At 65.0% G+C, this 26,279-nt stretch carries 28 protein-coding genes; 18 read left to right on the top strand and 10 right to left on the bottom strand.

The window, feature by feature from the left end:
- On the top strand, positions 1-317 hold a 317-nt coding region (locus C5L14_RS29110), incomplete at its 5' end, for a transposase (RefSeq protein WP_146127008.1).
- A gap of 149 nt (positions 318-466) precedes the next feature.
- Here the strand turns inward: C5L14_RS29110 and rimI are convergent.
- Both rimI and tsaB read right to left on the bottom strand, forming a co-directional pair.
- Positions 467-946, bottom strand: a complete 480-nt coding sequence (gene rimI / locus C5L14_RS29105) for a ribosomal protein S18-alanine N-acetyltransferase (protein WP_209433080.1) — start codon at positions 944-946, stop codon at positions 467-469.
- A gap of 93 nt (positions 947-1,039) precedes the next feature.
- Complete coding sequence (tsaB, locus tag C5L14_RS29100) at positions 1,040-1,717, bottom strand: tRNA (adenosine(37)-N6)-threonylcarbamoyltransferase complex dimerization subunit type 1 TsaB (protein WP_105865566.1); 678 nt, start codon at positions 1,715-1,717, stop codon at positions 1,040-1,042.
- Between tsaB and C5L14_RS30180 the strand changes: the two genes are divergently transcribed.
- Positions 1,716-2,015: a hypothetical protein gene (locus C5L14_RS30180; RefSeq protein WP_146127048.1), complete on the top strand. Its 300-nt coding sequence runs from the start codon at positions 1,716-1,718 to the stop codon at positions 2,013-2,015. The genes tsaB and C5L14_RS30180 overlap by 2 nt on opposite strands.
- A 267-nt stretch (positions 2,016-2,282) precedes the next feature.
- On the opposite strand, the gene C5L14_RS29095 is transcribed toward C5L14_RS30180, so the two are convergent.
- Positions 2,283-2,936, bottom strand: a complete 654-nt coding sequence (locus tag C5L14_RS29095) for a methyltransferase family protein (RefSeq protein WP_105865553.1) — start codon at positions 2,934-2,936, stop codon at positions 2,283-2,285.
- A 310-nt stretch (positions 2,937-3,246) separates the two neighbouring features.
- Positions 3,247-4,692, bottom strand: a complete 1,446-nt coding sequence (locus C5L14_RS29090; protein ID WP_105865552.1) for a sensor histidine kinase — start codon at positions 4,690-4,692, stop codon at positions 3,247-3,249.
- A gap of 428 nt (positions 4,693-5,120) precedes the next feature.
- Here C5L14_RS29090 and rpsO point away from each other — a divergent pair, with 428 nt between their 5' ends.
- Together rpsO and pnp are read left to right on the top strand one after the other, a co-directional pair.
- Entirely contained in the window at positions 5,121-5,390 is a 270-nt protein-coding gene (gene rpsO, locus C5L14_RS29085) for a 30S ribosomal protein S15 (protein ID WP_105865551.1), read from the top strand.
- A 254-nt stretch (positions 5,391-5,644) separates the two neighbouring features.
- On the top strand, positions 5,645-7,792 hold the full coding sequence (pnp, locus tag C5L14_RS29080) for a polyribonucleotide nucleotidyltransferase (RefSeq protein ID WP_105865550.1): 2,148 nt from the start codon (positions 5,645-5,647) through the stop codon (positions 7,790-7,792).
- Between the two features lie 68 nt (positions 7,793-7,860).
- On the opposite strand, the gene C5L14_RS29075 is transcribed toward pnp, so the two are convergent.
- Entirely contained in the window at positions 7,861-8,694 is an 834-nt protein-coding gene (locus C5L14_RS29075) for an SDR family NAD(P)-dependent oxidoreductase (RefSeq protein ID WP_181161377.1), read from the bottom strand.
- Positions 8,695-8,793: 99 nt separating this feature from the next.
- Here C5L14_RS29075 and C5L14_RS29070 point away from each other — a divergent pair, with 99 nt between their 5' ends.
- From C5L14_RS29070 to C5L14_RS29045, 6 genes are all read left to right on the top strand, one after another.
- A complete protein-coding gene (locus tag C5L14_RS29070) occupies positions 8,794-9,735 on the top strand; it encodes a GlxA family transcriptional regulator (protein ID WP_105865564.1) in 942 nt (313 codons plus the stop codon).
- Positions 9,736-9,943: 208 nt separating this feature from the next.
- Positions 9,944-10,357: a hypothetical protein gene (locus C5L14_RS29065; protein ID WP_146127047.1), complete on the top strand. Its 414-nt coding sequence runs from the start codon at positions 9,944-9,946 to the stop codon at positions 10,355-10,357.
- A 249-nt stretch (positions 10,358-10,606) separates the two neighbouring features.
- On the top strand, positions 10,607-10,807 hold the full coding sequence (rpmI, locus tag C5L14_RS29060) for a 50S ribosomal protein L35 (RefSeq protein ID WP_068297425.1): 201 nt from the start codon (positions 10,607-10,609) through the stop codon (positions 10,805-10,807).
- A gap of 37 nt (positions 10,808-10,844) precedes the next feature.
- Complete coding sequence (rplT, locus tag C5L14_RS29055; protein ID WP_068297422.1) at positions 10,845-11,198, top strand: 50S ribosomal protein L20; 354 nt, start codon at positions 10,845-10,847, stop codon at positions 11,196-11,198.
- A 133-nt stretch (positions 11,199-11,331) separates the two neighbouring features.
- Positions 11,332-12,747: a DUF6880 family protein gene (locus C5L14_RS29050; RefSeq protein ID WP_105865548.1), complete on the top strand. Its 1,416-nt coding sequence runs from the start codon at positions 11,332-11,334 to the stop codon at positions 12,745-12,747.
- Positions 12,748-12,963: 216 nt separating this feature from the next.
- A complete protein-coding gene (locus tag C5L14_RS29045) occupies positions 12,964-13,566 on the top strand; it encodes a hypothetical protein (RefSeq protein ID WP_105865547.1) in 603 nt (200 codons plus the stop codon).
- A 3-nt stretch (positions 13,567-13,569) separates the two neighbouring features.
- Here the strand turns inward: C5L14_RS29045 and C5L14_RS29040 are convergent, their stop codons facing one another.
- On the bottom strand, positions 13,570-14,397 hold the full coding sequence (locus C5L14_RS29040) for a TIGR00730 family Rossman fold protein (RefSeq protein WP_428832668.1): 828 nt from the start codon (positions 14,395-14,397) through the stop codon (positions 13,570-13,572).
- A gap of 226 nt (positions 14,398-14,623) precedes the next feature.
- Positions 14,624-14,968, bottom strand: a complete 345-nt coding sequence (locus C5L14_RS29035) for an ArsR/SmtB family transcription factor (protein ID WP_210203304.1) — start codon at positions 14,966-14,968, stop codon at positions 14,624-14,626.
- Positions 14,969-15,309: 341 nt separating this feature from the next.
- Here C5L14_RS29035 and pheS point away from each other — a divergent pair, with 341 nt between their 5' ends.
- The gene (gene pheS, locus C5L14_RS29030) at positions 15,310-16,392 is read left to right on the top strand and encodes a phenylalanine--tRNA ligase subunit alpha (RefSeq protein ID WP_105865546.1); all 1,083 of its coding nucleotides are present in this window, start codon (positions 15,310-15,312) and stop codon (positions 16,390-16,392) included.
- A 183-nt stretch (positions 16,393-16,575) separates the two neighbouring features.
- Here pheS and C5L14_RS29025 read toward each other — a convergent pair whose 3' ends face one another.
- Both C5L14_RS29025 and C5L14_RS29020 read right to left on the bottom strand, forming a co-directional pair.
- Positions 16,576-18,021: an amidase gene (locus C5L14_RS29025; RefSeq protein WP_105865545.1), complete on the bottom strand. Its 1,446-nt coding sequence runs from the start codon at positions 18,019-18,021 to the stop codon at positions 16,576-16,578.
- Positions 18,022-18,283: 262 nt separating this feature from the next.
- Positions 18,284-19,759 carry an MFS transporter gene (locus C5L14_RS29020; protein WP_105865544.1) on the bottom strand — a complete coding sequence of 492 codons (1,476 nt, stop codon included), beginning with the start codon at positions 19,757-19,759 and terminating at the stop codon, positions 18,284-18,286.
- A 497-nt stretch (positions 19,760-20,256) separates the two neighbouring features.
- On the opposite strand from C5L14_RS29020, the gene C5L14_RS29015 reads away from it, so the two are divergent.
- The 5 genes from C5L14_RS29015 to C5L14_RS28995 all read left to right on the top strand — a co-directional run bounded on the left by C5L14_RS29015 (position 20,257) and on the right by C5L14_RS28995 (position 24,111).
- Positions 20,257-20,949, top strand: coding sequence for a glutathione S-transferase family protein (locus tag C5L14_RS29015; protein WP_068297410.1), 693 nt, complete (start codon positions 20,257-20,259; stop codon positions 20,947-20,949).
- 141 nt (positions 20,950-21,090) lie between these two features.
- Positions 21,091-22,230 carry a tRNA epoxyqueuosine(34) reductase QueG gene (gene queG / locus C5L14_RS29010; protein WP_245443644.1) on the top strand — a complete coding sequence of 380 codons (1,140 nt, stop codon included), beginning with the start codon at positions 21,091-21,093 and terminating at the stop codon, positions 22,228-22,230.
- An 81-nt stretch (positions 22,231-22,311) separates the two neighbouring features.
- A complete protein-coding gene (locus C5L14_RS29005; protein ID WP_105865542.1) occupies positions 22,312-22,929 on the top strand; it encodes a class I SAM-dependent methyltransferase in 618 nt (205 codons plus the stop codon).
- Position 22,930: 1 nt separating this feature from the next.
- Positions 22,931-23,638 (top strand): orotidine-5'-phosphate decarboxylase, encoded by a 708-nt coding sequence (gene pyrF, locus C5L14_RS29000; RefSeq protein WP_245443642.1) that lies wholly within the window; start codon positions 22,931-22,933, stop codon positions 23,636-23,638.
- Positions 23,639-23,646: 8 nt separating this feature from the next.
- Complete coding sequence (locus C5L14_RS28995; RefSeq protein WP_105865541.1) at positions 23,647-24,111, top strand: DUF805 domain-containing protein; 465 nt, start codon at positions 23,647-23,649, stop codon at positions 24,109-24,111.
- 39 nt (positions 24,112-24,150) lie between these two features.
- Here the strand turns inward: C5L14_RS28995 and efp are convergent, their stop codons facing one another.
- Entirely contained in the window at positions 24,151-24,717 is a 567-nt protein-coding gene (efp, locus tag C5L14_RS28990; protein WP_105865540.1) for an elongation factor P, read from the bottom strand.
- Positions 24,718-25,079: 362 nt separating this feature from the next.
- Here efp and C5L14_RS28985 point away from each other — a divergent pair, with 362 nt between their 5' ends.
- Entirely contained in the window at positions 25,080-25,805 is a 726-nt protein-coding gene (locus tag C5L14_RS28985; protein ID WP_105865539.1) for a DUF1223 domain-containing protein, read from the top strand.
- An 89-nt stretch (positions 25,806-25,894) separates the two neighbouring features.
- Positions 25,895-26,152: a pentapeptide MXKDX repeat protein gene (locus C5L14_RS28980; RefSeq protein ID WP_105865538.1), complete on the top strand. Its 258-nt coding sequence runs from the start codon at positions 25,895-25,897 to the stop codon at positions 26,150-26,152.
- Positions 26,153-26,279 lie beyond the last annotated feature (127 nt).

Raw genomic sequence — 26,279 nt, 5'->3', positions numbered from 1 at the left:
GCACCTATGTGGAAACCCAACTGGTTCCAACCTTGAAGCCGGGCGACATCGTCGTCATGGACAATCTTGGCTCCCACAAGGGAAAGCAGGTACGCCAAGCCATCCGAGAGGCAGGAGCAAAGCTGCTATTTCTGCCCAAATACTCCCCCGATTTGAACCCAATCGAGCAGTTCTTCGCCAAACTCAAACACTGGCTGCGCCAAGCCGCCGCTCGTTCTCTCGATGAGCTCACGCACGCCATCCAGCACATCTTGCAGCAGACCAAACCCAGCGAATGCGCGAATTTCTTTGCTAACGCAGGATATGATCGAACCTAATTTCATAATGCTCTAGAGAAAAGGTGCGATTAGAGCATCGCGCCGAAAAGTGGGTACCGGTTTTCGGCAAAAAAGATGCGGCAACAAGGAATTACAGCATCGAGCCTGATTCAGAAATCAGGTTCGATGCTGTAGCCGCGCATACGGGGTCATCTCAACGCCCGCTCCATGATGACAGCCGTCGCCGGCGGTCCCTTGGCGCGGGCATAGTAGGCCTGCCGCCTGGCGATCTCGTCGAAGCCGTGGCGTCGATAGAGGCGAAGAGCGGCGACATTGTCTTCGGCGACCTCCAGGAAGACCTTGTGCGCGCCTGCTGCCGCGAGCCGTCCGAGATGGTGCTGCAGCAACAGGGTCGCCAGTCCCGCGCGGCGGGAGGCAGGCGCGACGGCGATTGTGAGGATCTCGGCCTCATCCACCACCAGGCGCGACAGGGCAAAGCCCGTCGGCGCTCCCTTGCCGCCCGGCCGGGCGATATGGGCGATCGTCAGGCGGTCGGCCAGCATGCGTTCGAATTCATGCGCATCCCAGCCGCGTTCGAAGCCCGAGGCGTGGATGGCGGCCAGGCCCGCCGCATCGCCGGCCCTGGCGTCGCCGATGACGGGAGGCTGTGTGCGGCCGAACCAGCTCATGGACATTCCCTCATCATTGGCCGCCATTCCCGGGAGCACGGCGTCCTCGTCCGCTCCTGGAAACGCGGCGCTCGCAGGCTCATCGCCCTGTCCTCACTGCCGTGCGATCTGACCGTTCTGCTGCGGCGTCGCGTCGGCGGGCTTGAGATAGGTCGGCCTGGGCGGCGAGTCGGCGGGGTCGGCGAGCAGGCCGAGCCTGGCCACCCAGTCGATATCCGGCGCCGGGCTGGCATCGACGATCTGGCCGGCCGTGCCGGCGGCCTTGGCCTCCTCGAACAGCAGCGGCGCGGCCGGCCCGGCCATCTTCACCGTCGCCGGTCCGAGCACGCGGGCCGCCTCGCGCAGCGGGATGCAGCCGGCCTCGACGATGCTGCGGCCGCGATTGGAGAAGAGTTCGAAATAGACATGGCCATGGCGCGCATCGATGGCGACGGCGACGTGCTGGCCGTCATTCTCGTCGATATGGGGCGCGGCGATCGCCGCCAGCGTGGAAATGCCGACGCAGGGCACGCGCAGCGACAGGGCGAAGGCCCGCGCGGCCGAAATGGCCACGCGCAGCCCGGTGAAGGATCCCGGCCCGACCGTGGTGGCGACGCGGTCGATCAGGGAAAACCCGCCCGCCCGCTCGACGACGTCGCGCACCAGCGGAATCAGCGCCTCGGCCTGGCCGCGCGCCATCGGCAATGTCTGCGAGACGATGGCGCCGTCATCGGAATCGAACACGCTGGCCGAGCAGGCTTCGAGGGCTGTGTCGATGGCCAGGATACGCATGGAAAACACCTATGGCATTTTGCGATGTGGTGGCGACACCGAAAATCGCAAAGACGCGTTCGAACAAGGAGCGGGAGCAAAAGAGCGCTTCCGTGTAAACGCGCTTTGCTCCAGGAGAGGGCCGGACCGTCCGGCAGCCGCAAATCCCAGCGATATCGCAGGACTTGGTGCCTGTGCAACGCTTTCCTGGCGGCGCAGGCGCTGGGCTCTCAAGGGGTTTTGCGACTTGGCGCAATCGCCAGGAATCGCAAAGACGCGTCCAATCAAAGAGTTGCAGCAATGCGGCGTATCCGTCTGAATGCGCTTTGCTCCAGCAGGCGCGGGCCTTCAGACCGCCTCTTTCCAAAAATGACAGCAGGCGGGTCCGAAGAGCCTGACCGAAAAATCTGTCAAACTCGGCTTTTGCCATTGCCGGGCTTCGTCCCGGCAATCCAGCGCGGCAATCTCGACAAGTGGCGGTGTCGGGATGCCCGGAACAAGCCCGGGCATGACAAAACCGAGCCTTTCGCCGCTCTGTTTGCAATGATTGAACCAGGCTCCGAAGACCCGCCCCGGATGCGATGCTTCACGGCACCAGCAGGTAGATCGGCAGATAGCCTTGATTCTGCAGGAGTTCGACCAGTTCGGCCACCGGGAAGGCGGCCAGGAACAGGCAGGCGTCCAGAAAGGTGCGCGTCACCAGCGAGGTCTGGATCTCCAGCGTCGGCACCGAGCGCCACAGCGCGAAATTCGGTACGAAGCGGGGGACGCGGGCGCAATAGGCGTCATAGACCGCGCCGAACTTGTCGTGGAGGAACTGTTCCTCCTTATGCGTCACGATGGTGAAGATCACCACGGTGATGGTGAAAACCAGCGCCGTGGTGGTGAGAGTGCCGAACTGCGCCCCGGCCCCGGCGGCACCGATGAAGGAGAAGACGTAGAGCGGATTGCGGCAGATCGAGTAGGGGCCATCCTCGACGATGAGCTGCTTCTTGCGTCCGCCGATATAGAGGGAGCACCAGGTGCGCCCGACGATGGCCACCACGATCAGCACCAGTCCGACGCTTTCGATGGTCTCGTGGAAGCCGTGGCCGGCCTCATCCTGCCACAGCGAGTCGGTGAACAGCAGCACCACGAAGCCGAGTACGCCGAGGAGGCTGAGGACGATCCGGCGTGTGGTCTGCACGGCATTGATGTCGACGGGATTGCCGACATCGCCGCTGCCCTTGATATTGTTCATGAGCCTGCCCGATTGGGGTTCTGGTCGAGCGCGACCAGCTCCCCAGCGTCACGCCAATGCGATCGTCCCGACACGGGACCGGCACGACTCTAGAGCAAAGCGCGTTCAAGCGTGAACGCTTATTTGCTCTAGCTTATTGTTCTGACGCGTCTTTGCCATTCTTGGTGACTCCGTCTAATCGCAAAACGCTATAGCGCGCCGCGCCGCGGTCGTCCATGCGCGGGGCGCCGCCGACGCAGCCCCGAACTCAGGTTAACGAGTGCCGTTAATACCCTCCCCCTTCAGGGAAGGGTACCGGCGTGCCGATCCGTCAGGCCGGACGGTCGGGTATGGTGATCCGGAACGTCGCGCCGCTGCTCTCCGCCGTCTGTTCGATCAGCGCCAGCGTGCCGCCATGGGCGCGCACGAGCTCGGCGGCGATCGCCAGGCCGAGCCCGGAGCCGCCGGGGCGTGTCGAGCCTGAGAAGGCCTCGAACAGCTTCTGGCCGGCTTTCAGCGAGACCCCCGGGCCGTTGTCCGCCACGTCGATGATCACCACGGCGCCGTTCCGCCGCCCGCTGATCTCGATCCGGTTCGGCGAGGCGTCGGGCGTGACATGGCCCTCCAGGGCCTGCACGGCGTTGCGGCACAGATTGAGCAGGACGCGCGAGAGCTGGTCGGGGTCGGCGTCGATCTGCAGGTCCGGTTCCAGCGTCTCGACCCATGCCAGCCGATCGTTCGTCTCGCCGAGGCCGAGCAATTGGCGCGTATCGGCGACAACAGGGGCGAGTGCGATCCGCCGCCGCGTGGGCAGCGGCTCGGAGGCGAGCCCGTAGGACAGCGTCGACTGGCAGAAGGCGATGGCCCGGCCGATGGTCTGGATCAGTTTCGGCGCCAGCCGCTGCACGATGGGATCGTCGGTCTCGGTCAGGCGGTCGGAAAACAGCTGCGCGGCCGCCAGCATGTTGCGCAGGTCGTGATTGATCTTGGAAACGGCGAGACCCAGCGCCGCCAGCCGGCTCTTTTGCTGCAGCATGCCGTGGAGCTGGCGCTGCATGGCGGCGAATTCGCGTTCCGCCACGCCGATTTCGTCGCTGCGGCCGGAGGTGCGGATCACGCCCGCCTCATCCTCCGGGTCGGCGGCAAAGCGCATCATGGCGCCGGTGAGTCGGCGCATCGGGCGCACGATGAACAGGCTCAGGGTGAGATAGATCAGGCCGGCGGTGATGGTGGAAATGGCCAGCGTGATCACGAGCCAGCGCCGGGCGAAGTCGTACATGCCCTGCTGGAGCGGCGTCTCGTCGACGACGATCTCGACATATTGCCCGTGCATGGGCGCATCGCCGACCACACGGATGAAGCGTCCCTTGGGCGCCAGCAGCGTGTCGAGCGCGTCGCCGATCGCCTCCATCGCCGTGAGGCTGCGCAGATCTGTGGCGATGGCCACGGTGGGCGGCATGTCGGAGGAAGCGAGCAGCCGCTTGCTGTCGTCGGTCTTCAACGCCACCATCTTGGCGCCCACCGAGGCGAGGATCTGCCGGGCGAGATCGTCGGAAACCATGCCGTCGGGCGCCGCTTCCAGCACCAGCGCCGCGGTGATGGCGGAGGCGATGCGATTGGAGAGCCAGTTGCGCCGATAATTGGCCACCACCGGCAGGTAGACCAGCACCTCGGCCAGCAGGCCGAACAGAATGGTGAGGACGAGCAGGCGGGCCGATAGTCCGAAACGGCCGGGCCTGTTGCCGGGCAGGGGGCTGGTGGGGGTGGAACGGGGCACGTCTTTGCCTTAAAGGAATTTAGGGAGCCTCGCCAGAGGGCTTGATGCGGCGCACTTGCGCTGTCTTGGATTTGGCACGACCTTTGTCATTGCCGGGCTTGACCCGGCAATCCGGCCTCTTGCTCGATTGCGTCGGGGGGACTGGATAGCCGGGTCAAGCCCGGCTATGACAAATCGGAGCGGTGTCTCCCTAAGCGAACGGCGTTTCACCCGCGCTTGCTTTTTTCTGGCTTTTTGGGCGCGCTTCGACTATAGGGCCGCATCCCGGCGCGGATGTGCCGGATTTTGCCCGCCCCCGCCGACCCCGCTGGACGACATCCCGGCCGGGCCCTGGTGGACGGCGATCCTGGCCAGATGGCCCTTTCGTCGCAAGACGGTACCGGCAATCGCGCGCTCCGCGCCGCGATGCTTCATGAAAGGAAGACCCGATGTCGATCAGCCAAGAGCGCAAGACCGCGCTCATCAAGGAATATGGCTCCAAGGCCGGTGATACCGGTTCCTCGGAAGTCCAGATCGCGATCCTCACCGAGCGCATCACCAATCTGACCGGCCATTTCAAGTCGCATGTGAAGGACAACCACTCCCGTCGTGGCCTTCTCAAGATGGTGGCTCTGCGCCGCTCGCTGCTCGACTATCTCAAGTCGCGCGACGAAGCCCGCTACAAGTCGATCATCGAGCGTCTCGGCATCCGCCGCTAAGACCGATCAAGCCCGGAAGGCTCCAGGCCTTTCGGGCTGTTCCCTTTCAAGACCGGGACGCGGCGGCATGGGGCCGGCGCGAAAGCCCACAGACCGGATAGGCAGCAGGCCATGGCAGGATCGCAGGAAGCAACCCTCGGACGTTGAGCGTCAGGATGCTTCCCGCCATCTTGCGATGGCCGCTTTTGTTTCAGGCGCCATTGGTTGACGCCCTGCCTCGTCCGGTCGATCCACAAGAGTAGGATTGATCCTTAATGTTCACAATTTATCGCGAAGAGCTGGAATGGGCCGGCCGCAAGCTGACCCTCGAAACCGGCAAGATCGCCCGTCAGGCCGACGGCGCCGTGCTTGCCACCTATGGCGACACCACGGTACTGGCCACCGTCGTCTCGGCCAAGGAGCCGAAGGCCGGCGTCGATTTCTTCCCGCTGACCGTCAACTACCAGGAAAAGGCCTTCGCGGCCGGCCGCATCCCCGGCGGTTATTTCAAGCGTGAAGGCCGTCCGTCCGAGCGCGAGACCCTGATCTCCCGTCTGATCGATCGCCCGATCCGCCCGCTCTTCGTCGACGGCTATCGCAACGACACCCAGGTCATCGTCACCGTGCTGTCGCATGACCTGATCAACGACACCGACGTCGTCTCGATGGTTGCCGCCTCGGCCGCCCTCACGCTCTCCGGCGTGCCCTTCATGGGCCCGGTGGGCGCTGCCAGCGTCGGCTACATCAACGGCGCGCTCAAGCTCAACCCGACGATCGACGAGATGAAGGAATCCTCGCTCGAGCTCGTGGTCGCCGGCACCGCCGACGCTGTGCTGATGGTGGAATCGGAAGCCAAGGAGCTCTCCGAGCAGACCATGCTCGAGGCCGTGATGCTCGGCCATTCCGGCTTCCAGCCGGTGATCGAGGCAATCATCCGCCTCGCCGAGAAGGCGGCCAAGGAGCCGCGCGACTTCCAGCCGGCCGATCGTTCGGAGCTGGAGAAGGCCATGCTCGGCGTGGTCGAGGCCGATCTGCGCGCCGCCTATTCGATCACGGCCAAGCAGCAGCGCTATGCCGCCGTCGATGCTGCCAAGGCCAAGGTCGTGGCCCACTTCCTGCCCGAGGGCGAGGAAAACCCGGCCTACACCAAGCAGGAGATCGCCGAGGTCTTCCACGAGCTGCAGGCCAAGGTCGTGCGCTGGAACATCCTCGACAAGGGCACCCGCATCGACGGCCGCGACGTCAAGACGGTCCGCCCGATCGTGGCCGAAGCCGGCATCCTGCCGCGCACCCACGGCTCCGCCCTGTTCACCCGCGGCGAGACGCAGGCCCTGGCCGTCGCCACGCTGGGCACCGGTGACGACGAGCAGTTCATCGACAGCCTGGAGGGCACCTACAAGGAGCGCTTCCTGCTTCATTACAACTTCCCGCCCTACTCGGTCGGTGAGACCGGCCGCATGGGCTCGCCCGGCCGCCGCGAGATCGGCCACGGCAAGCTCGCCTGGCGCGCCGTTCACCCGATGCTGCCCCCGCAGCACGAGTTCCCCTACACCATCCGCGTCGTCTCGGAGATCACCGAGTCCAACGGTTCCTCCTCAATGGCCACCGTCTGCGGCACCTCGCTGGCGCTGATGGATGCCGGCGTGCCGCTGCGCGCCCCGGTCGCGGGTATCGCCATGGGCCTGATCCTGGAAGGCGAGCGCTTTGCCGTGCTCTCCGACATTCTGGGTGACGAGGACCATCTCGGCGACATGGACTTCAAGGTGGCCGGCACCGAGAACGGCATCACCTCGCTGCAGATGGACATCAAGATCGCCGGTATCACCGAAGAGATCATGAAGGTCGCTCTGGAGCAGGCCAAGGGCGGCCGCCTCCACATCCTCGGCGAGATGGCCAAGGCTCTGTCCGGCGCCCGCGCCGAGCTCGGCGAGCATGCCCCGCGCATCGAAGTGATCACCATCCCGGTCGACAAGATCCGCGAAGTGATCGGCTCGGGCGGCAAGGTCATCCGCGAGATCGTCGAAAAGACCGGCGCCAAGATCGACATCCAGGACGACGGCACCATCAAGGTCGCCTCGGCTTCGGGTACCGCGATCAAGGCCGCGATCAACTGGATCAAGTCGATCGCTTCCGAGCCCGAGCTCAATGCGATCTATGACGGCACCGTGGTCAAGACCACCGATTTCGGCGCCTTCGTCAACTTCTTCGGCGCCAAGGACGGCCTGGTTCACATCTCGCAGCTGGCTGCGAACCGCGTGAACAAGGTCACCGACGTGGTCAAGGAAGGCGACAAGGTCAAGGTCAAGCTGCTCGGCTTCGACGAGCGCGGCAAGGTGCGCCTGTCGATGAAGGCCGTCGACCAGGCCACCGGCGAGGATCTGGAAAAGAAGGCCAAGGCCGAAGGCGAAGCCGCCGCCGAGTAAGGCGGGCTTCCAGTGCTGCAAATCAGAAAGGGCGGCCCGCCGGGCCGCCCTTTTTGTTGTCGCTCCGTTCAGGCGGCGCTGGCCTGTCCGACCCGATAGCGCGCGGCCGGCTTGGGATGCGAGAGGTTCGGCGACAACCTCTTGCGGGCTGCCTCGAAGCCGGCCCAGTCGGCGAGTTCGGGCAGGGCCGGGATCGTCACCACCTCGCCCTGGTCGAGGCCGGCGAGGGCGGCGTCCACCATGTCCTCGGCCGACATCACGCCGATGCTCTCCGGCAATTGTTCGACGGGCACGCCGAGGACGTTCCAGAAATCGGTGGCGGTAGCGCCGGGCAGGACGGCCTGGATGCGGATGTTCTTGTCGGCGAGTTCGTGGTGCAGGCTCTGGCTGAAGGCGAGCACATAGGCCTTGCTGCCGCCATAGACCCCGTTCAGCAGTTCCGGCGCGATCGCCACGATGGAGGCGATGTTGACGATGGTGCCGCCGCCGCGCTCGACGAGGCCGGGGACGGCGGCATAGGTCAGCCGCGTGAGCGCGGTGACATTGAGGCCGATCATGTCCTCCATCTTCTCGGCCGAGGCCTGGAGCAGGGGCGTCGCGCTGCCGAAACCGGCATTGTTGACCAGTCCGGTGATGCTCTTGTCGCTCTTCAGCACGGCCTCGACGGCGGCAAGGCCGTCGCGGGCATTGAGGTCGGCCGCGAGGATGCCGACATGGCGGCCGGTCGCCTTGCCAATACGGTCCGCGAGGGCCTTGAGCTTGTCCTCGCTGCGGGCGACGAGGATCAGGTCATAGCCGCGGTGGGCGAGGCGGTCGGCATAGACGGCGCCGATGCCGGAAGAGGCGCCCGTGATCAGCACGGTGCCTTTGGATGTGGCGGACACTTTGGAGGTGGCGGACATGGGAAATCTCCATGGGTTGCAATGGCCGGAGATTAGATCCGCTGGCTTTTGTCTCAAATGTCATATATGCCACCTTTCAGGACAAGAATGGAGGCGCTCATGCAACGCGTCGGCTTTCTGATTTCGCCCAATTTCCAGTTGATGAGCTTTGCCGCTCTCTCGGCCTTCGAATTCGCCAATTATGCGGCGGACAAGGCCCTCTATGACATTGCCATCGTCTCGGAAAGCGGAGGCCCCGTGCGCAGCTCCGTCGGCCCCACGCTCGACAGCCTTCGCTTCGACGAGCCCGAATTCGACACGCTGGTGGTCTGCGGCACGCCCGATGTCGATCCGCCGACGCCTGATGTCGTCGGCTATGTGCGGCGGGCGCCGGCGCTGTCCCGCCGCGTCGCCTCGATCTGTACCGGCGCCTTCGTGCTCGCCGAGGCGGGACTGCTCGACGGCCGGCGGGTGACCACCCATTGGCTGTGGACGCGCGACCTGCAGGCCCGCTTTCCGCGGCTCAAGGTGGACGAAGACCGCATCTTCATCGCCGATGGCCAGATCTGGACCTCGGCCGGCATGAGCGCAGGCGTCGATCTCGCCCTCGGCATGGTGGAGGAGGATCACGGCGCCGAGCTCGCCCGCATCGTGGCCCGCCAGCTCGTGCTCTATCACCGGCGCGGCGGCGGCCAGTCGCAGCATTCCAACCTGCTCGATCTCGACGCCAAGTCGGACCGGATCCAGACCGCGCTCACCTATGCCAGGCGCAACCTGCACACGCCGCTGTCCGTCGAGCAGCTTGCCGAGGTCGCCCATCTCAGCCCGCGCCAGTTCAGCCGCGCCTTTCGCGCCGAAACGGGCCAGTCGCCGGCCAAGGCGGTGGAGAATCTGCGGGTCGAGGCGGCGCGGCTGATGATGGAACAGACCCTCCATCCCATCGACATCGTGGCTCGGGAGACCGGGTTTGCCGATCGCGAGCGCATGCGGCGCGCCTTCCTGCGCGCTTTCGGCCAGCCGCCGCAGGCGATCCGGAGGCTGGCCAAGGGTGCCGCCGCGTGACGGGGCCGACGCTCGATTGTTCCGGGCGTATCCAAGAAGCGGGCATGGCCGTGCTGGAGCGTTTTGCGATTAGACGGAGTCACCTAGAATCGCAAAGACGCGTCAGGACAATGAGTTAGAGCAAATAAGCGTTCACGCTTGAACGCGCTTTGCTCTAGAGACGAATCGGGGGCGGCGGTAGCGCCGGCCGATCATCCGGAGAGAATTCATGCCACGTCGTCTGCGCTTTATGCTCCTCGCCGTTTCCTGCCTTGTCCCGACAGCCTTGGCCGCGCAGGGCAAGGCCGACGTGGCCTTTCCCGCCGAGGCGCAGGGCGTGTGGACCCGCGATGTCGAAAGCTGCGCCAGCAAGAAGGATCTGCGGGGCGAGGCGCCGCTGCGGATCACGGTCGAGGGCAAGGAATGGACGGAGGAGGGCAGCATCGGGCGGGCCAGTGCCGTTACGCAGATCGCCAAGGATCCCCCGACCTGGCGGCTGCAGATGTCGGAAGACAGCGAAGGAGAAACCTTCGACTACACCGTCATCCTGGTGAAGATCGGCAAGGAACTGGCGGCGGTTTCCCACGCGACCGTTGACGGCGAGAAGACCCCGCTGGTGCATACCTATCGTCAGTGCGGATAGGATCGCCGCCACGAGGCCCAGCGGGAACTGCTCAGTGCCCGCAAAATGCGCCGAAATTGGAGGCCGGAACCGCCCGGCCTGTTGCTTTTCTCCCGGCATGTCGCTATAGACCCGGCTTCCCCGCATCGACCGGCTGATAAGGGCTGCCGTGGCGATGTTGTTGGCTCGGGCGCTTTTCAAAAAGCACACGGCTTACCGGTGGCGGAACCCAACAGGTTTCGGCGCCTTTTTTATTCGGAGACGAGCAAAATGCCCAAGATGAAGACCAAGTCGGGCGCCAAAAAGCGCTTCAAGATCACGGGATCGGGCAAGGTGGTGCACGCCCAGCAGGGCAAGCGCCACGGCATGATCAAGCGTACCAACAAGCAGATCCGTAAGCTTCGCGGCACGCGCGTCCTCTTCAAGACGGACGGCGACAACGTGAAGAAGTATTTCCTGCCGAACGGCTGATCGCCACGGCAACGCGAAACCTTAAGGAGATCAGCAGATGGCACGCGTGAAACGGGGCGTTACGTCCCATGCAAAGCACAAGAAGACACTCGACGCGGCGAAGGGCTTTTACGGCCGCCGCAAGAACACGATCCGTATCGCCAAGCAGGCGGTCGATCGTTCGATGCAATACGCCTATATCGGCCGCAAGCTCAAGAAGCGCAACATGCGCGCTCTGTGGATCCAGCGCGTCAACGCCGCTGTCCGCGAGCTTGGCCTGACCTATTCGAAGTTCATCGCGGGCCTGGCCAAGGCCGGCATCGAGATCGACCGCAAGGTGCTGTCCGATCTCGCCATCCGCGAGCCGGAAGCCTTCAAGGCCCTGGTCGAGAAGGTCAAGGCTGCCGCCTGAGCTGCAGCTTGCCGCAATTGTTCTTGGAAAACCCGCCACGGCAACGTGGCGGGTTTTTCATTTGGGGCTGCCAAATCGCACCGAGCGCTGCAAACTGGGTGAACGGCCCAGCCGCCATCCAGGGAGTGCCGACATGGCCGCGAAATCGAAATTGACGCCGGCGAGCCTTGCCGAACTCGGCCCGGCCAAGCTGGCGGAGCTGATCGTCGAGGAGGCGCAGGCCAATCCGGCGTTCCGCAAGCGGGTGACCGCGGCGCTCGCCGGTGCCCAGGGGCCCGAGGCGGTCGCCAAACTGGTGGAACGGCGCCTGGCGGCGCTGGAAAAGGCGCGCTCCTTCATCGATTGGCCCAAGATCAAGGAATTCGAGAAGGATCTGGCGGCGACGCTCGCCAATATCATTGGGGAGATCGGTCCCGGTTCCGCGCCGCTCGCCGTTGATCTGCTGCTGCGTTTCATCGCCACCGCGGCGGACGTTTTCGCGCGGGCCTTGTCCTCCAACCGCCTCGAAGATCTCTATAACGAGGCGGTGTCGGCCCTGGGGCCGCTGGCAACCCGGCTGGAGCCGGCCGATCTTGCCGGCCTGCCCGACAGGGTGATGGCTCTTACGGACAGGGCCGGCGATATCGCGCCCGCTTTGATCGCCTCCCTTCTGGAGCAGGCCTCGGCGGCGGATCTGGATCGATGGGACCGCCTGCTGGCGGACAAGGTGGCGACACTGCAATCGGCCTATAGGGCTGGTCCCTATCGGGAATTGCGCCAGGCCATCGCCGTCAGGCGGGACGACCTCGATGCCTGGATCGCTCTGGAAAACGAGAAGCCCCGCGAGTCCCGTGACGGGCTTGCCGTCGCGGAGAAACTGCTCGCAGCCGGCCGGGCAGAGGAGGCCCTGTCCTGGCTGGATATCGAGGAGCCCTCGCGGCTTGCCTATGCCGATGCGCTGGATCTTGCGGATGGCGTGGTCAGGCGGGATTTCCGGCTGCCGGCCCGGAGCGGTCTCAAGGCGCGCATCCTGGAGGTGCTCGGCCGCAGGCAGGAAGCCCAGGAACTGCGCTGGGCGACCTTCGAGGCGACGCTCGATCCCGGCATCTTGCGGGCCTATCTCGCCAGGCTCGATGATTTCGCCGAGTTCGAGGTACTCGACAGGGCCTTCGCCCATGCCCTGACCGCCAAGACGCGCTACCGCGCCCTTCATTTCCTGACCGAATGGCCGCGCCTCGATCATGCCGCCCGGCTGGTGCTCGATTTCGGCCTGGTCTGGGACGGCAGCCACTACCAGGTGCTGCAATGGGTGGCGGACAGGCTGCAGGAGGAGCAGCCTCTTGCCGCCAGCCTGCTCTACCGCGCTTTGGTCGAAGACATCCTGATGAAGGGCAAGTCGGCGGCCTATGGCCATGGCGCCGCCTATCTCGCCAGGCTGGACGATCTCGCCACGCGGCTCGATCCCGCAGCGCTGTCGAAGCTGGGACGCCTCAGCCATGCCGATTGGCGGGCCTATCTGCGCCAGCAGCATGGCCGCAAGGCAAGCTTCTGGGCAGCCGTCGCGCGGTAGTCTGCCGGGATTTCTCCGGGTGCATGGCATCTTGCCGTTCTTGCCTTCCGGCGAACGCAGTGTGTCCAAGAGCGGGCAAGATGCCCGTGCAGCCGAAGGCGCTCCTATTGTGGACCGTGCTGGCCGGCTTGTTCCCGTGGAGATGGCGAGGTGATCCGGCCGGGCGTATCGTCACAATGTTTGCATTCCACCCGGGGAGCGCGCATGCGGATATGGATGTCTCTGACCGCGGTCGCCATTGTGGCATCAACGGTCCCGGTGCGCGCGGATGCGCAGGCGTTGCGCGAGAGCCGCCGGACCTGGCAGGCCTGCCAGCACGTCGGCGGCGAGGATTGGCTCGGCTGGCGCCGCGGTGCGCCCGGCCACGACACCTTCCAATATTGGCGCGCGGACCGGAAGAAGCCGGCCGTTTTGCGCCTCGAACGCCAGATCGGCGAACTGGCCCGCGAAAAAATCACCTATTGCTTCGGCAGTGACGGTGCCCTGGCTTTCATCCGCACGCGGACCGATGCCGTCAATGCAGCCGAGGGGCGCCATCGAAATCGTCCGGTGAGCCGAGTGGGCAGCATTCAGGTCGGGCCGGGCGGCGGCGTCCTCAAAGTCACCGGCGCCGTCGTCGACGACAGAGGGCGGCCGCACGCGTTGAACAACCGGTTATGGGTGATTCCGGCCGTCTGCGAAGCGCTGCCTCTTTATGCCAGCCGGGAGGAGGTCGAACGAGCCCTTGCCGCGGGGCTCGGCGATGGCGCAGGCAAGCGCCCGGCATTCGAGCCGGCGACGCTCGCCTGGTGCGCCAAGGCCGAATTCGACCCGTCCTGAAGCCTATTCGCTCGGGGCGGTCAAACCCTTGCGCTCCAGGATCGACCAGCATTCCTCGGCCGTCTCGGCAAAGTCGAACAGGGTCAGGTCCTCGGCCTTGATGAAGCCTTCCTCGACCAGGGCGTCGAAATTGATGATCCGGGTCCAATAAGCCTTGTCCATCAGCACGATCGGGCAGAAGGACATCTTGCCCGTCTGGCGCAGGGTGATGATCTCGAACAATTCATCGAGCGTGCCGAAGCCGCCCGGAAACACCACCAGCGCCGCCGAATGCATGGCCAGATGCATCTTGCGCATGGCGAAATAGTGGAAGCGGAAGGAGAGGGAAGGGGTGGTGTAGGGGTTGGGATATTGCTCGTGCGGCAGGGTGATGTTGAAGCCGATGGTGGGAGCGCCGGCCTCGGCGGCGCCGCGATTGGCGGCCTCCATGATGCCCGGGCCGCCGCCTGTGGCGATCACGTTGAAGCGCCCGCCGCCATCCTCGTTGAGGGCGCCGCCGCGGCGCGAAGCGATGTAGCCGAAGGTGCGCGCCTCCTTGTACCAGCGGCCGTGATTGCCGGGCGCGTTCTCCCTGACGCGGGCCGAACCGAACACCACGATGGTGGAGCGGATATGGGCCGCCTTCATCCCCTCCTGCGCCTTGGCGTATTCGAGCTGGAAGCGCACGCCTCGGGTGGAATCGCCCAGCATGAAGTCGGGGTCGAGCGCGGCCAGCCGGTAGGCCGGCGCTTCGGTTCGCTGCAATTCGTCGACCTTCGCGCGCGTCTCGGGGGTAAGAGCCTCGACGGTGGACAGCATGTTGGTGGGCGCGGAATTGTCGGGAGACGGCATGGAGACCTTGCATCGAACGATAGGACGGTCCGACTCTATTGAGCCGTTGCGCCCGGCACTGCAAGAGCCCAGCGGTTGCAGGCAAAGAAGAACGGGCGAGATGCCCGCGCACCCGACGACATGCCCTATAGCGTTTTGCGATTAGACGGAGTCACCAAGAATCGCAAAGACGCGTCAGAACAATGAGCTAGAGCAAATAAGCGTTCACGCTTGAACGCGCTTTGCTCTAGAGCCCGCGCCCCGACAGCATGTTGCGGCGGATGCGCTCCAGCGCCGAGTCGGCGCCATCGGGCCTGACCGCCGGCTCGAAGGCGGACAGGAATTCCAGCAGCGTGTTGGCGAGCGTCTCGCGCCTGAGGCCGTAATGCACGTTCTGGCCCCGCCGCTCGCGCCGGACCAGGCCGGCATTCTCCAGAATGGAAAGATGCTTGGAAACCGCCGGCGCCGACATCGCATCGGCGAGCTTTTCGACCACCTGCCCAGCCGTCATGTCGGCCCGCGACAGATCGGCCAGAATCCGCCGTCGTGGCGGTGAGGAAAGCGCTTCGAAGACCTTGTCGACCGTCATCATCCCTTCGCCATTTTCGCCAGGCTGCTCACAAGCCCTTGATAACACGGGTTTTTAAATATTTTCAAGATTGATTAATTAGATAATTAGCGAATATGTGAATCATTCAGATGATAGAAAAGCGGGGTTCGAAATGCCGCCGGGAAGGGCATCGCAGCCATTCATCGGGCGCTTGAGCGCCATTTTGCCGGGGGTATCCCGGGGCCGCAATTCCCGCTTTTTTCGTCGGTTCGGGTGCAAAACCGTTATTCGGTGGCGCAAATCTGCAGTGCCTGATCTGTCGAATGCGGTTCCCTTTTCCGCCTGAAATAGGCTAGAAGGCACCTCGATTTGAGGAAGTGACGATGAACGACCTGACCAGCCTGGAAACGACCCTGTTGTCCGAGATCGCCGCCGCCGGCGACGAGGCGGCCCTGGAAGCGGTGCGCGTCTCGGCGCTCGGCAAGAAGGGCTCGATCTCCGAGCGCCTGGCCACCCTCGGCAAGATGGCGCCGGAAGAGCGCAGGCAGGCGGGCGCCGCCATCAATGTCGTCAAGGACCGCGTCACCGCGGCGCTGGCCGAGCGCAGGACCGTGCTGAAGGCCGCCGCGCTGGAAGCGCGCCTGGTGGCGGAAGCCGTCGACGTGACGCTGCCGGTGCGCGAGAGCGGCACCGAGCTCGGCCGCATTCACCCGATCAGCCAGGTCATCGACGAGATCACCGCGATCTTCGCCGATATGGGCTTCGCCATCGCCGAAGGCCCGGATATCGAGACGGACGAATACAACTTCACCCTGCTCAACTTCCCGCCCGGCCATCCGGCCCGCGAGATGCACGACACCTTCTTCCTGGCGCCCGACGAGAAGGGCGAGCGCAAGGTGCTGCGCACCCATACCAGTCCGGTGCAGATCCGCACCATGCTGAGCCAGAAGCCGCCGATCCGCATCGTCGTGCCCGGGCGCACCTATCGCCATGACAGCGACCAGACCCACACGCCGATGTTCCATCAGGTCGAGGGGCTGGTCATCGACAAGGTGAGCCATGTCGGCCACATGAAGTGGGTGCTGGAAGAGTTCTGCCGCGCCTTCTTCGAAGTGCCTTCGGTGAAGATGCGCTTCCGTCCCTCCTTCTTCCCCTTCACCGAGCCGTCGATGGAAGTCGACATCCAGTGCTCGCGCAAGGGCGGCGAGATCCGCTTCGGCGAGGGCGAGGATTGGCTGGAAATCCTGGGCTGCGGCATGGTGCATCCCAATGTGCTGCGCAATTGCGGCCTGGATCCCGACGAATATCAGGGCTTTGCCTGGGGCATGGGCATCGACCGCATCGCCATGCTGAAGTATGGCATGCCGGACCTGCGCCCCTTCTTCGACGCCGATGTGCGCTGGCTGTCGCATTTCGGCTTCCGCCCCTTCGACCTGCCGAGCCTGGCGGGCGGCCTGACGGCCTGAGGCCGCCGCGGCATCGAAGCAGATCTGAAAAGCCCTCCTCCGTTTGTCTGGGGGAGGGCTTTTTCCATAACCCGCTGGCGCTTGCGCAGCCCCTCACCCGTACCCTCGCCCCGTTCTTACGGGGAGAGGGTACGGGTGAGGGGCTGCGCGACGCTTCAGATCACGATTGTCAGACCGCGATTGTCAGATGGCGCACACCTGCGGCTTGCGCCCGATCCAGGGCGCGGCTTCCTCCGCCTGCGCGGCGAGCTGCAGGATCGTCGCCTCGTCGCCGTGGCGGCCGATGAACTGGATGCCCACGGGCTTGTTGCCGTCGGCCATGCCGAGCGGCACCGACATCGCCGGGAGGCCTGAGATGTTGAAGGCGAACATGAAGGCGGCGTCCGACCAGCGCGCCAGATAGCGCTCGCGATTGCCGTCCTCCATCGACCAGTAGCCGACCGGGCGCGGCGGCTGCGTCAAGGTGGGCGTGACGAAGGCGTCGAAGGGCGCAAGCTCCATGGCAATGCGCTGGGCTGCCTTGCGCACGGCACCGATGCTGGCCGAATACTGCGTCGCCGACAGCGTCCTGGCATATTCCAGCATCGACCAGTTGAAGGGCTGGAGATCGGCCTCTTCGGGCGGGCGCCCCGCGAATTTGGCGTGCTGGGTGAATTCGGTCGAGGTCTCCACCGCGATGATGTCGTTGTAGCGCCACCAGGCTTCCTCGAGATCGACCTCGAAGCGATATTCCTCCGCCGTGTGGCCGAGGCTCTCCAGCAGCCGGACGGCGTCCTCGACCGCCGCCTTCACCTCGGGCGCATAGGGATCGCCGAAGGGGGCGGTGAGGGTGTAGCCGATCTTCAGGCCCTTGGGGCGCCTGGCGAGCAGGGACAGCCAGCTCTCCTCGGGGCGCGGCGCCGTATAGGGATCGCCCGGCAGATTGCCGGCGACGACGTCGAGAAAGGCGGCGGTATCGCGCACGCTGCGGCTGTTGCACAGGAAATAGATGCAGCCGAACCACAGATCCGCGTCGAAGGGCCCGTAGCTGACGCGCCCGCGCGAGGGTTTGAGACCGACCACGCCGCAGCAGGAGGCCGGCACGCGGATCGAGCCGCCGCCATCGGAGGCATCGGCGATCGGAACGATGCGCGCCGCGACGGCCGCCGCCGAGCCGCCGCTCGAGCCGCCGGCGGTAACAGCCGGATTCCAGGGATTGACGGTGGGGCCGTAGAGGCGCGGCTCGGTGGAAATGCACCAGCCATATTCCGGCGTGTTGCTGCGCCCGATCGGAGCGAGGCCGGAGGCGCGCATGCGGCGGCCGATTTCGGAATCGGCGGGGCAGACATAGTTCTGGAGATAGGCGAGCCCCGAGGTCAGGGGCGTGCCCTTCCATTGCGTGCCGAGATTCTTGAGCAGGAACGGCACGCCCGCGAACGGGCCCGTGCCCGGCGCCTCCGCGACCTGCCGCGCGACATCGAAGGTCGGAATGACGACGCTGTTCAGCTTGGGATCGAGGCGGGCGACGAGTTCGATCGCCGTCTCGACCAGTTCCGAAGCCTTGACCTGCCTGGTCCGCACCAGCTCTCCGAGCGCCAGGGCATCGGACTGAGCATAGAGCTTGACGAGATCCTCCGTGACGGCAGCCATTTCCTCACCCATTTCTTCGATCGGCCTGTGATGGCCGCCAGTCTGGAAGGAAATGTGGCTGAATTGGATGCCTGTTCTTCCACTATCTCTTGCCTTGTCCGGCGCGCCGCGGTGGTTGTCACGGGGCTAGACCGATCGGCGGGGTGGAGGTTATGTCGCCGCAATACCCGCCCTATCATTGCTTCGCTCGCGATGACGGGCTTCGATGAACCGACCTCCACCGCAGGGCGCGCCCATGGTTGAACGCGCCCCGTGCGCCGCCCTAGCGCAGCGCCTGCGGCCCGAGCGCCCCCTCCACGGTGACGCTGACCTTGGTGAGGGGATCGGCGATATCCTCCAGCCCCTTGCCTTCGGCATCGACGCCGAAGATCAGCGCGACCACGCCGCCGAAGATCATCACCACCGAACCGACGACATAGCCCCAGAACAGCGGATCGCGCTGCGTGCCGTCACCGACCAGATAGCCAAAGATCAGCGGGCCCATCGAGCCGACGATCTGGGCGACGGCGAAGAAATAGGAAATCGCCTGGCCGCGGACTTCCAGCGGGAAGATCTCGCTGACGGTGAGATAGGCCGAGGACGCACCGGCCGAGGCGAAGAAGAAGGAGACGCACCAGAACAGCGTGTGGGTGTTGGCGCTCAGGCTGCCCTGCTTGAACAGATAGGCCGAGACGAGCAGGACCAGCCCTGCCAGCACATAGGTGCTGAAGATCATCTTGCGCCGGCCGATCGTGTCGAACAGCGGCCCTAGCAGCAACGGGCCGATCAGGTTGCCGATGGCGAAGGGGAAGAAATACAGCGCCGTCTGCGACTCGTTGAGGTGGTAGAAGTTCTGCAGCACCAGGGCGTAGGTGAAGAAGATCGCGTTGTAGAGGAAGGACTGGGTCACCATCATGGTGATGCCGAGGAAGGTACGTGAGGGGTATTCGCGGAAGAAGACGTCCACCAGCTTGGAGAAGGGGACCGATTCCTCCGGCTTGACATACATCGCCTTGCTGTCGTCGACCGGGGCCAGGGTGACGCCCTGCGCTCGCACGCCGGCCTCGATGCCGTCGACGATGGTCTCCGCTTCCCTGGCCTGGCCGTGGGTGACCATCCAGCGCGGGCTTTCGGGGATGTGCCGGCGCAGGAAGATGATGATCAGGCCGAGCACCGGCCCGATGAAGAAGGCGATGCGCCAGCCGACATTCTCGGCAAACAGGCTGTGGTCGAGCAGATAGAAGCTGCCGATGGCGCCCAGCATGGCGCCGGCCCAATAGGTGCCGTTGACGGCAATGTCGACCCGGCCGCGATATTTGGCCGGAATGAGTTCGTCGATGGCCGAATTGATCGCGGTATATTCCCCGCCGATGCCGAGGCCTGCAACGAAACGCCAGAGATAGAGGAACCAGGGTGTCCAGGCGAAACCCGCCACGCCGGAGCCGACGAGATAGATCGCCAGCGTGATGATGAACAGTTTCTTGCGGCCCCAGCGGTCGGTCAATCGGCCGAAGAAGAGGGCGCCGACCACCTGGCCGATCAGATAGATCGTGCCCGCGAAGCCGACCTCCGCGCTCGACATGCCCAGGCTCTGCTTGAAGCCGGAGGCCGAAACGAGCTGGATCTCGATGCCGTCGAGAATCCAGCTGATCCCCAGGCCCACCACGACCATCCAATGGAAGCGGGCCCAGGGCAGGCGGTCCATGCGCGCCGGAATGAGGCTGCGAATGGCTTTGCTGTCGGTCAGGTCTACCGGCATGATCACGCTCCTTGCAGTGCTATTTCTTCCCACACTATTGTTTGTTAACGTTTTGTAACAATTTGGCGCTGAATCGCTTCATGTCAATGCTTCCGATATTACCTCTTGGGAAAGGGGCAGCAGACGAACAGGTTGCGGGCTGCACGCGAGACCACCTGTGATTGCGACATCTGTCGATCCCTATCGCCGACGTATAGGAGATCTGTAAGTTACTTTTCCACATGGCATAACGATCGCGCTGGCAACGGAGAGACCTGGAAAGGCGGCCAGGCGCCGCGTGGCGTTTCAGGCGGCGTGCCGGGCTGTGCGGTGCGAAGTGCCGGGCCCGGGGGCGTCAATGTCTCGTTAACCCCTGCCGGCCATTTTCCGCCGCCGACCGCAGAGCCTGTGTTCTATTCGCGCAAGGCGGTTGCCGGGCGGTTGCACGGGGGGGTATACCGGTTATCCGCTTCGCCCTGCTTTGGGCCCTCATCCGCGGTTTCCAGATTCACGGTTCAATGGCCAAGCTTTTTCATCATCCTGTCGACCCGCAATCGCGCTTCATCCGCCTCGTGCTCAGCGAAATGGACGTGGCGACCGATCTGGTCGAGGAAAAGCCGTGGGAGCGGCGCGAAGCCTTCCTGCACATGAACCCGGCCGGCGTGCTGCCCGTGATGATCGACGCCACCGGCCTGATCGTGCCCGGCGCCTCGCCGATCTGCGAATATCTCGACGAAGCCTATGGCGATGCCCTGGGCGAGCAGCGTCTGCTGCCCCGCGACGCCAGGGCGCGCGTGGAGACCCGCCGCCTGATCGAGTGGTTCAGCATCAAATTCTATGCCGAAGTCAGCGAATATCTGATCACCGAGAAGATCCTGAAGCGCTTCCTGCCGATCGGCGAGGGCGGTTCCTCGCCGGATACGGCGGCGATCCGTGCGGCCAAATCGAATGTGCGCTATCATCTGCGCTATGTCGGATATCTGGTGCGGCGGCGGAACTGGCTGGCGGGAGACAGGCTGTCCTACGCCGATTTCGTGGCTGCGGCGCATCTGTCGATCGTCGACTATCTCGGCGACGTGCCCTGGGACGAGGACCAGGCTGCCAAGGAATGGTATGCCCGCCTCAAGTCGCGTCCGTCCTTCCGCCCGCTCCTGGCCGAGACGCTGCGGGGCACGCCGCCTTCGGCCACCTATGCGGATCTCGATTTCTAGCTTGGTATTTTCCGGCTTGAGGCTGCCTGCGTTCCGTTGCCCACGGCCTGCGGCCGTGCCGGGGATGACGGTGCAAGTGCTTTTGAACTTTGCGGAGGGGCAGTTCCCCGGACGCCGGTGGCCTCGCGCAAGGAGGTCGCCGTGAGCGCCCTCAAGACAGAGCTCCTCCAGCGCGCCGAAGCGGAAGGCTTCGATGTCGTCCGCGTCACCACGCCCGAGGCCATCCCCGAGGCGCCGGCACGGCTGCGCCGCTTTCTCGAGGAAGGGTTCCATGGCGAGATGGGCTGGATGCAGGAGCGCGCCGAGCAGCGCGGCGCCCCCGCCACGCTCTGGCCGGAGGTGCGCAGCATCATCATGCTGGGCGTCAACTACGGCCCCGACGGGGATCCGATGGCCGGGCTTTCCGATCGCTCCGGCGGGCTGATCTCGGTCTATGCCCAGGGCGACGACTATCACGACGTCATCAAGAAACGGCTGAAAAGCCTCGGGCGCTGGTGGGGCGAGGTGACAGGGGCACCGCTCAAGGTGTTCGTCGACACCGCGCCGGTGATGGAAAAGCCCCTGGCCGCCGCGGCGGGCCTGGGCTGGCAGGGCAAGCACACCAATCTGGTCAGCCGGGACTTCGGCTCCTGGCTCTTTCTGGGCTCGATCTTCAGCGCCACCGAAATCGAGGCCGATGCGCCGGAACGGGACCGGTGTGGCTCCTGCCGGGCCTGCCTCGATGCCTGCCCGACCGCCGCCTTTCCCGCGCCCTACCGGCTCGATGCCCGGCGCTGCATCTCCTATCTCACCATCGAGAACAAGGGACCCATCCCCGCCGAGTTTCGCGAGGCGATCGGCAACCGCATCTATGGCTGCGACGATTGCCTGGCGGCCTGCCCCTGGAACAAATTCGCGGTGGCGGCACGCGAACATAAACTCAAGGCGCGGGAGGCACTGCAGGCCCCGCGGCTGGCGGAACTGGCGCGGCTGGACGATCCGACCTTTCGGGCGCTGTTTGCCAAGAACCCGGTGAAGCGCATCGGGCGCGACCGTTTCATCCGCAATGTACTGATCGCCATCGGCAATTCCGGCGATCCGGGGCTTGTCGAGGAGGCCGAACGGCTTCTCGTCGACGGATCGGCGCTGGTACGCGCCATGGCGGTCTGGGCGCTGGCCCGCCTCGCTCCCAGCCGCCTGGCAGCCCAGTCCTGGCGGCGGCAACAGGAGACCGACGCCGATGTGCGGGCGGAATGGCGGGCTGCGGGTCATGCTGCACCGGCGCCTCAGGAGGCCTTATAGCGATGATCGGACGCAGGGATCGCTTGACGGCGGCGGCGTTCGCCAATAGCGATGCGAACGGGGCAAGCAAGGAGCAGGCCGATGGTCCACAAGGGCGGCGCGCGACGTGACAATTGCAAGCCATCCAGGCGTTTCGGCGAGGCCGCCCAGTTCTTCCGCAGCTGGACCGAAAAGCCCCTGCAGATGGGATCGATCACGCCTTCCAGCCCTTTCCTGTCCAAGGCAATGGCCAATTGCGTCGATCCGGCCTCCGAAGGGCCGGTGGTGGAGATCGGGCCCGGCACCGGTCCGATCACCCAGGCGCTGGTCGAGCGAGGCGTCGCCGAGGATCGCCTGGTCCTTGTCGAATACAGCCCGCAATTCTGCGATCTCCTCTCCCGGCGCTTTCCCAGGGCGACTGTGGTGCAGGGCGATGCCTATGCCCTGGCCAGGACGCTGGACGGCCGGCTTCCCGGCAAGGCTGCGGCCGTGGTCTGCGGCCTGCCGCTGCTGACCAAGCCGGAACGGCAGCGCCTCGACCTCTTGTCGCAGGCCTTCACCCTGATGCAGCCCGACGCGGCCTTCATCCAGTTCACCTATTCGCTGACCTCGCCGATTCCCACCAAGAACGCCTTCTTCACCTGGCAGGCGTCGCCGCGTATCTGGCGCAACGTACCGCCCGCCCGCGTCTGGACCTATCGCCAACTGCTGAGGAACTGATTTGAATACGAAAGACCGCCTGATCTGTGGCCTGGATGTCGACAGCGTCGCCAAGGCCGAAGCCCTGGTAACCCGGCTTGGCGACAGCGTGACCTTCTACAAGATCGGCTATCAGCTCGTCTTCAATGGCGGCCTGCCCTTTGCCCAGGACCTGGCGCGTTCGGGCAAGAAGATCTTCCTCGACATGAAGCTGCACGACATCGGCAACACCGTGACCAAGGCGGTCGAGGCCATTGCCGGCATGGGCATGACCTTCCTCACCGTGCATGCCTTCCCCCAGACGATGCGGGCCGCGGTCGAAGGCGCCCGCGGCTCGGACCTGAAGATCCTCGCCGTCACCGTGATGACGTCCTATGACGATGCCGACCTCGCCGAGGCGGGCTATCGCCAGAGCGTCAGCGAACTGGTGGCCCAGCGTGTGGCCCAGGCGATGTCGATCGGCGTGCCCGGCCTGATCCTATCGCCGGAAGAGGCGGTATCCACTCGCAACAAGGTGGGTGACAGCATGCTGCTGGTGACCCCGGGCGTGCGCCCGGCCGGCAGCGACAGCGGCGACCAGAAGCGCGTGATGACGCCCGGCGATGCCATCCGCGCCGGGGCCGACCATCTCGTGGTGGCCCGCCCCATCGTGGCGGCTCCCGATCCCAAGGCTGCGGCCGAGGCGATCCAGGCGGAGATCGCGGCGGCGGCAGAGTCGGTACCGGTCTGAGCGCCATCATGCCGCGCGTCCTGGTCCAGCTCTTTCGTGAAAGAGGCCGCCTGCGCCGTCTGCCTTATTGGCTGGGCCTCCTCCTGGTGGCGGGCTGTTTTGCGCTGGGTATTCGTGTCTTCGAAACCTTGCAGTTGGGAGCGGGGTTGCGGCGCTCCGGCCTCTTGGCGTTTTTCGCCATCCTGCTGGCCTGGCTGGCCGGCCGACGCCTCTCCGACATCGGTGCCTCGCCATGGATTGCCAGGGCGGTGATTTTCGCCTCGGGGGCGGCGCCTTCCGTTCTGTACTATCTGGCCATGAACGACAGGGTGCCACTCGGCATCGCCATCACCTTGACAAGCGCGGCGATGATGTTCGCCTCCGCCTGCCTTCTCGTCCTCGGTCTCATCCCAGGCGGGCGGGGAGCCAATCGCTATGGGCCGACGCCGGAAGAAAGAAAAGCCCTGGCGAATGCAGCCAGGGCTTTCGAATAGCAAGCCCGTGAACGGGCCGTAATGGGCTGATGGGTTGGCTCAGTCCTTGGCGCGTTCGACGTAGGAGCCGTCTTCCGTCATGATCACCACGCGGGTGCCGGCGGTGATGTGCGGCGGCACCGTGGTGCGCACGCCGTTGGAGAGGGTGGCGGGCTTGTAGGAGGAGGAAGCCGTCTGGCCCTTGGTCACCGGCTCGGTTTCCGTCACTTCCAGGACCACGCGGGCCGGCAGTTCGATCGCCACGGGCACGCCGTTATAGAGGCTGATCTGGCATTCCATGTTCTCGGCCAGATAGACCGACTGGTCGCCGATCACGTCGGCCGGCACCGCGACCTGCTCGTAGCTGTCCATGTTCATGAAGGCGTAGCCATGCGCATCTTCATAGAGATAGGTGTGCGACTTGGTCTCGATGAAGGCGCGCTCCACCTGCTCAGTGGTGCGGTAGCGCTGGACGGTCTTCACGCCGTCCGACAGGCGACGCATGTCGATCTGGGTGGTGGGCGTGCCCTTGCCCGGGAAGAAACTCTCGGCCTTGAGCACGACGTAGAGCTGATTGTCGATCTCGACGACGTTGCCCTTGCGGATCTGACTGGCGATGACCTTCACGATGATGTCCTGAAACGTTTCGAATGAGCTAAAGCGTCTTGCGGTCTGGTGGAATCATCCCAGACTGCAAAGACGCGTCGAACCAAGGCGCTAGAGTAAAGACGCGTTTTCACCAAAACGCGCTCTGCTCCAGGGACGATTGTGGGCGCCTCTTACACCGCCCCGCCGCCGAACGAAAGCGCGAAGCGCCGGGAATCGGTGAAACAGCAGCGAATTCACGCCTCCTTGCGTGTTTTCCGGCGGTATCCGCGATGCCAACGCCACATCATCACGAGGCCGTGAGCCTGTAACGAACCTCGACCCGCCGACGAATAAATCTGGGAAGCGGCCCTTGTCGGGGTCGAAGACTGACGAGGCCGTGGATGAGGCGATCGACGAAGAGGCCATGTTTTGGCGCTTTGCGGCTGGCTTTGCCGGCATTGGGCCTGATCGTGCCCTTGCTCGGTGGCGCGGCGCCGGTCGAGGCGAGGCCGCTCACCGTGGTGGAGCTCTTCACCAGCCAGGGCTGTTCGTCCTGCCCGCCCGCCAATGCCAATCTGGCTGCGATCAGCCGGCGGCCCGGCGTGCTGGCCCTGAGCTTCAGCGTCACCTATTGGGACCGGCTGGGCTGGAAGGACGTCTTCGCGCGCCCTGACTACACGCAGCGCCAGGTGACCTATGAAAGGCCTCTCGGGCAGAGCGGTCCGTTCACGCCGCAAATGGTGGTGAACGGCCGGGCCTCGCTGGTCGGCAACGACCTTGCCGAGGTCGATGCGGCGATCGCCGGGGCAGGCGTGCCGGATGCCGCGCCGAGCCTGACCGTCTCATCCGGCCATGTCGCCATCGGCCGCCAGGCCTCGCCCCGGAGCGGGCTCGACATCTGGCTGGTGCGCTATGACCCGAGGCAGGTCGAGGTGCCGGTGCGCGCCGGCGAGAATGCCGGCCGCACCCTGCCGCACAAGAATGTCGTGCACGATCTGGTCCGGCTCGGCCGTTGGAAGGGCGAAGCTCTCGATCTGCCGATCGCGCCGGCGCCGGCCGGCCTGCGCACCGCCATCCTGCTGCAGGCGCCGGATGGCGGGCCCATCCAGGCAGCCGCCACCGATTGAGGTGGCATCCAAACCCTCGCCTCTCCACCCGCCGGGCGGCTCGTCCGGCTCTCCCTGCGCCCCGGCGCAATCACAGAAAGGAACGGATCATGGATCATCTTGCCAAACTCGCCTCTGCGGGCCTGTTGGGCCTGGGGCTGGCTTTCGCCACGGTCTCTCTGGCGCAAGCCCAGGACGCGATGCCGCAGACGAACACGATGCAGTCGCAAACGATGAAACCGACGGCGATGCAGGGTGAAGCCATGAAGGGCGATGCGATGAAGGGCGACACCATGAAGAAGCCGATGAAGAAGATGGCCAAGAAGAAGATGATGAAGAAGCATCGCAAGGCCATGAAGGCGATGTGAGCGACGGCGCTTCGAGGCCAGCTCGCCAGATGACGGACGCCTTTGGCGATGCGCTCCGTCATCCCGGAAAAAGCTCCGGATTGTCATAGCCGGGCCTGACCCGGCTATTTGGAAGCCATCCACGAAC

The organism is Labrys okinawensis, from assembly GCF_002982075.1.
In the GTDB taxonomy this organism is placed as follows: Bacteria; Pseudomonadota; Alphaproteobacteria; order Rhizobiales; family Labraceae; genus Labrys; species Labrys okinawensis_A.
This window is presented reverse-complemented; position numbering and strand designations above follow the sequence as displayed.

Coding starts and splice junctions, on each gene's coding strand:
- rplT (WP_068297422.1), top strand. CDS start 10,845: ATGGCACGCGTGAAACGGGGCGTTACGTCCCATGCAAAGCACAAGAAG.
- C5L14_RS29040 (WP_428832668.1), bottom strand. CDS start 14,397: ATGCCGTCTCCCGACAATTCCGCGCCCACCAACATGCTGTCCACCGTC.
- C5L14_RS28985 (WP_105865539.1), top strand. CDS start 25,080: ATGAGGCGATCGACGAAGAGGCCATGTTTTGGCGCTTTGCGGCTGGCT.
- tsaB (WP_105865566.1), bottom strand. CDS start 1,717: ATGCGTATCCTGGCCATCGACACAGCCCTCGAAGCCTGCTCGGCCAGC.
- C5L14_RS29070 (WP_105865564.1), top strand. CDS start 8,794: ATGCAACGCGTCGGCTTTCTGATTTCGCCCAATTTCCAGTTGATGAGC.
- C5L14_RS28980 (WP_105865538.1), top strand. CDS start 25,895: ATGGATCATCTTGCCAAACTCGCCTCTGCGGGCCTGTTGGGCCTGGGG.
- C5L14_RS29005 (WP_105865542.1), top strand. CDS start 22,312: ATGGTCCACAAGGGCGGCGCGCGACGTGACAATTGCAAGCCATCCAGG.
- rpsO (WP_105865551.1), top strand. CDS start 5,121: ATGTCGATCAGCCAAGAGCGCAAGACCGCGCTCATCAAGGAATATGGC.
- C5L14_RS29075 (WP_181161377.1), bottom strand. CDS start 8,694: ATGTCCGCCACCTCCAAAGTGTCCGCCACATCCAAAGGCACCGTGCTG.
- C5L14_RS29065 (WP_146127047.1), top strand. CDS start 9,944: ATGCCACGTCGTCTGCGCTTTATGCTCCTCGCCGTTTCCTGCCTTGTC.
- rpmI (WP_068297425.1), top strand. CDS start 10,607: ATGCCCAAGATGAAGACCAAGTCGGGCGCCAAAAAGCGCTTCAAGATC.
- rimI (WP_209433080.1), bottom strand. CDS start 946: ATGAGCTGGTTCGGCCGCACACAGCCTCCCGTCATCGGCGACGCCAGG.
- pheS (WP_105865546.1), top strand. CDS start 15,310: ATGAACGACCTGACCAGCCTGGAAACGACCCTGTTGTCCGAGATCGCC.
- C5L14_RS30180 (WP_146127048.1), top strand. CDS start 1,716: ATGGAAAACACCTATGGCATTTTGCGATGTGGTGGCGACACCGAAAAT.
- C5L14_RS29050 (WP_105865548.1), top strand. CDS start 11,332: ATGGCCGCGAAATCGAAATTGACGCCGGCGAGCCTTGCCGAACTCGGC.
- C5L14_RS29015 (WP_068297410.1), top strand. CDS start 20,257: ATGGCCAAGCTTTTTCATCATCCTGTCGACCCGCAATCGCGCTTCATC.
- C5L14_RS29035 (WP_210203304.1), bottom strand. CDS start 14,968: ATGATGACGGTCGACAAGGTCTTCGAAGCGCTTTCCTCACCGCCACGA.
- C5L14_RS29020 (WP_105865544.1), bottom strand. CDS start 19,759: ATGCCGGTAGACCTGACCGACAGCAAAGCCATTCGCAGCCTCATTCCG.
- pnp (WP_105865550.1), top strand. CDS start 5,645: ATGTTCACAATTTATCGCGAAGAGCTGGAATGGGCCGGCCGCAAGCTG.
- C5L14_RS28995 (WP_105865541.1), top strand. CDS start 23,647: ATGCCGCGCGTCCTGGTCCAGCTCTTTCGTGAAAGAGGCCGCCTGCGC.
- C5L14_RS29045 (WP_105865547.1), top strand. CDS start 12,964: ATGTCTCTGACCGCGGTCGCCATTGTGGCATCAACGGTCCCGGTGCGC.
- C5L14_RS29025 (WP_105865545.1), bottom strand. CDS start 18,021: ATGGCTGCCGTCACGGAGGATCTCGTCAAGCTCTATGCTCAGTCCGAT.
- C5L14_RS29095 (WP_105865553.1), bottom strand. CDS start 2,936: ATGAACAATATCAAGGGCAGCGGCGATGTCGGCAATCCCGTCGACATC.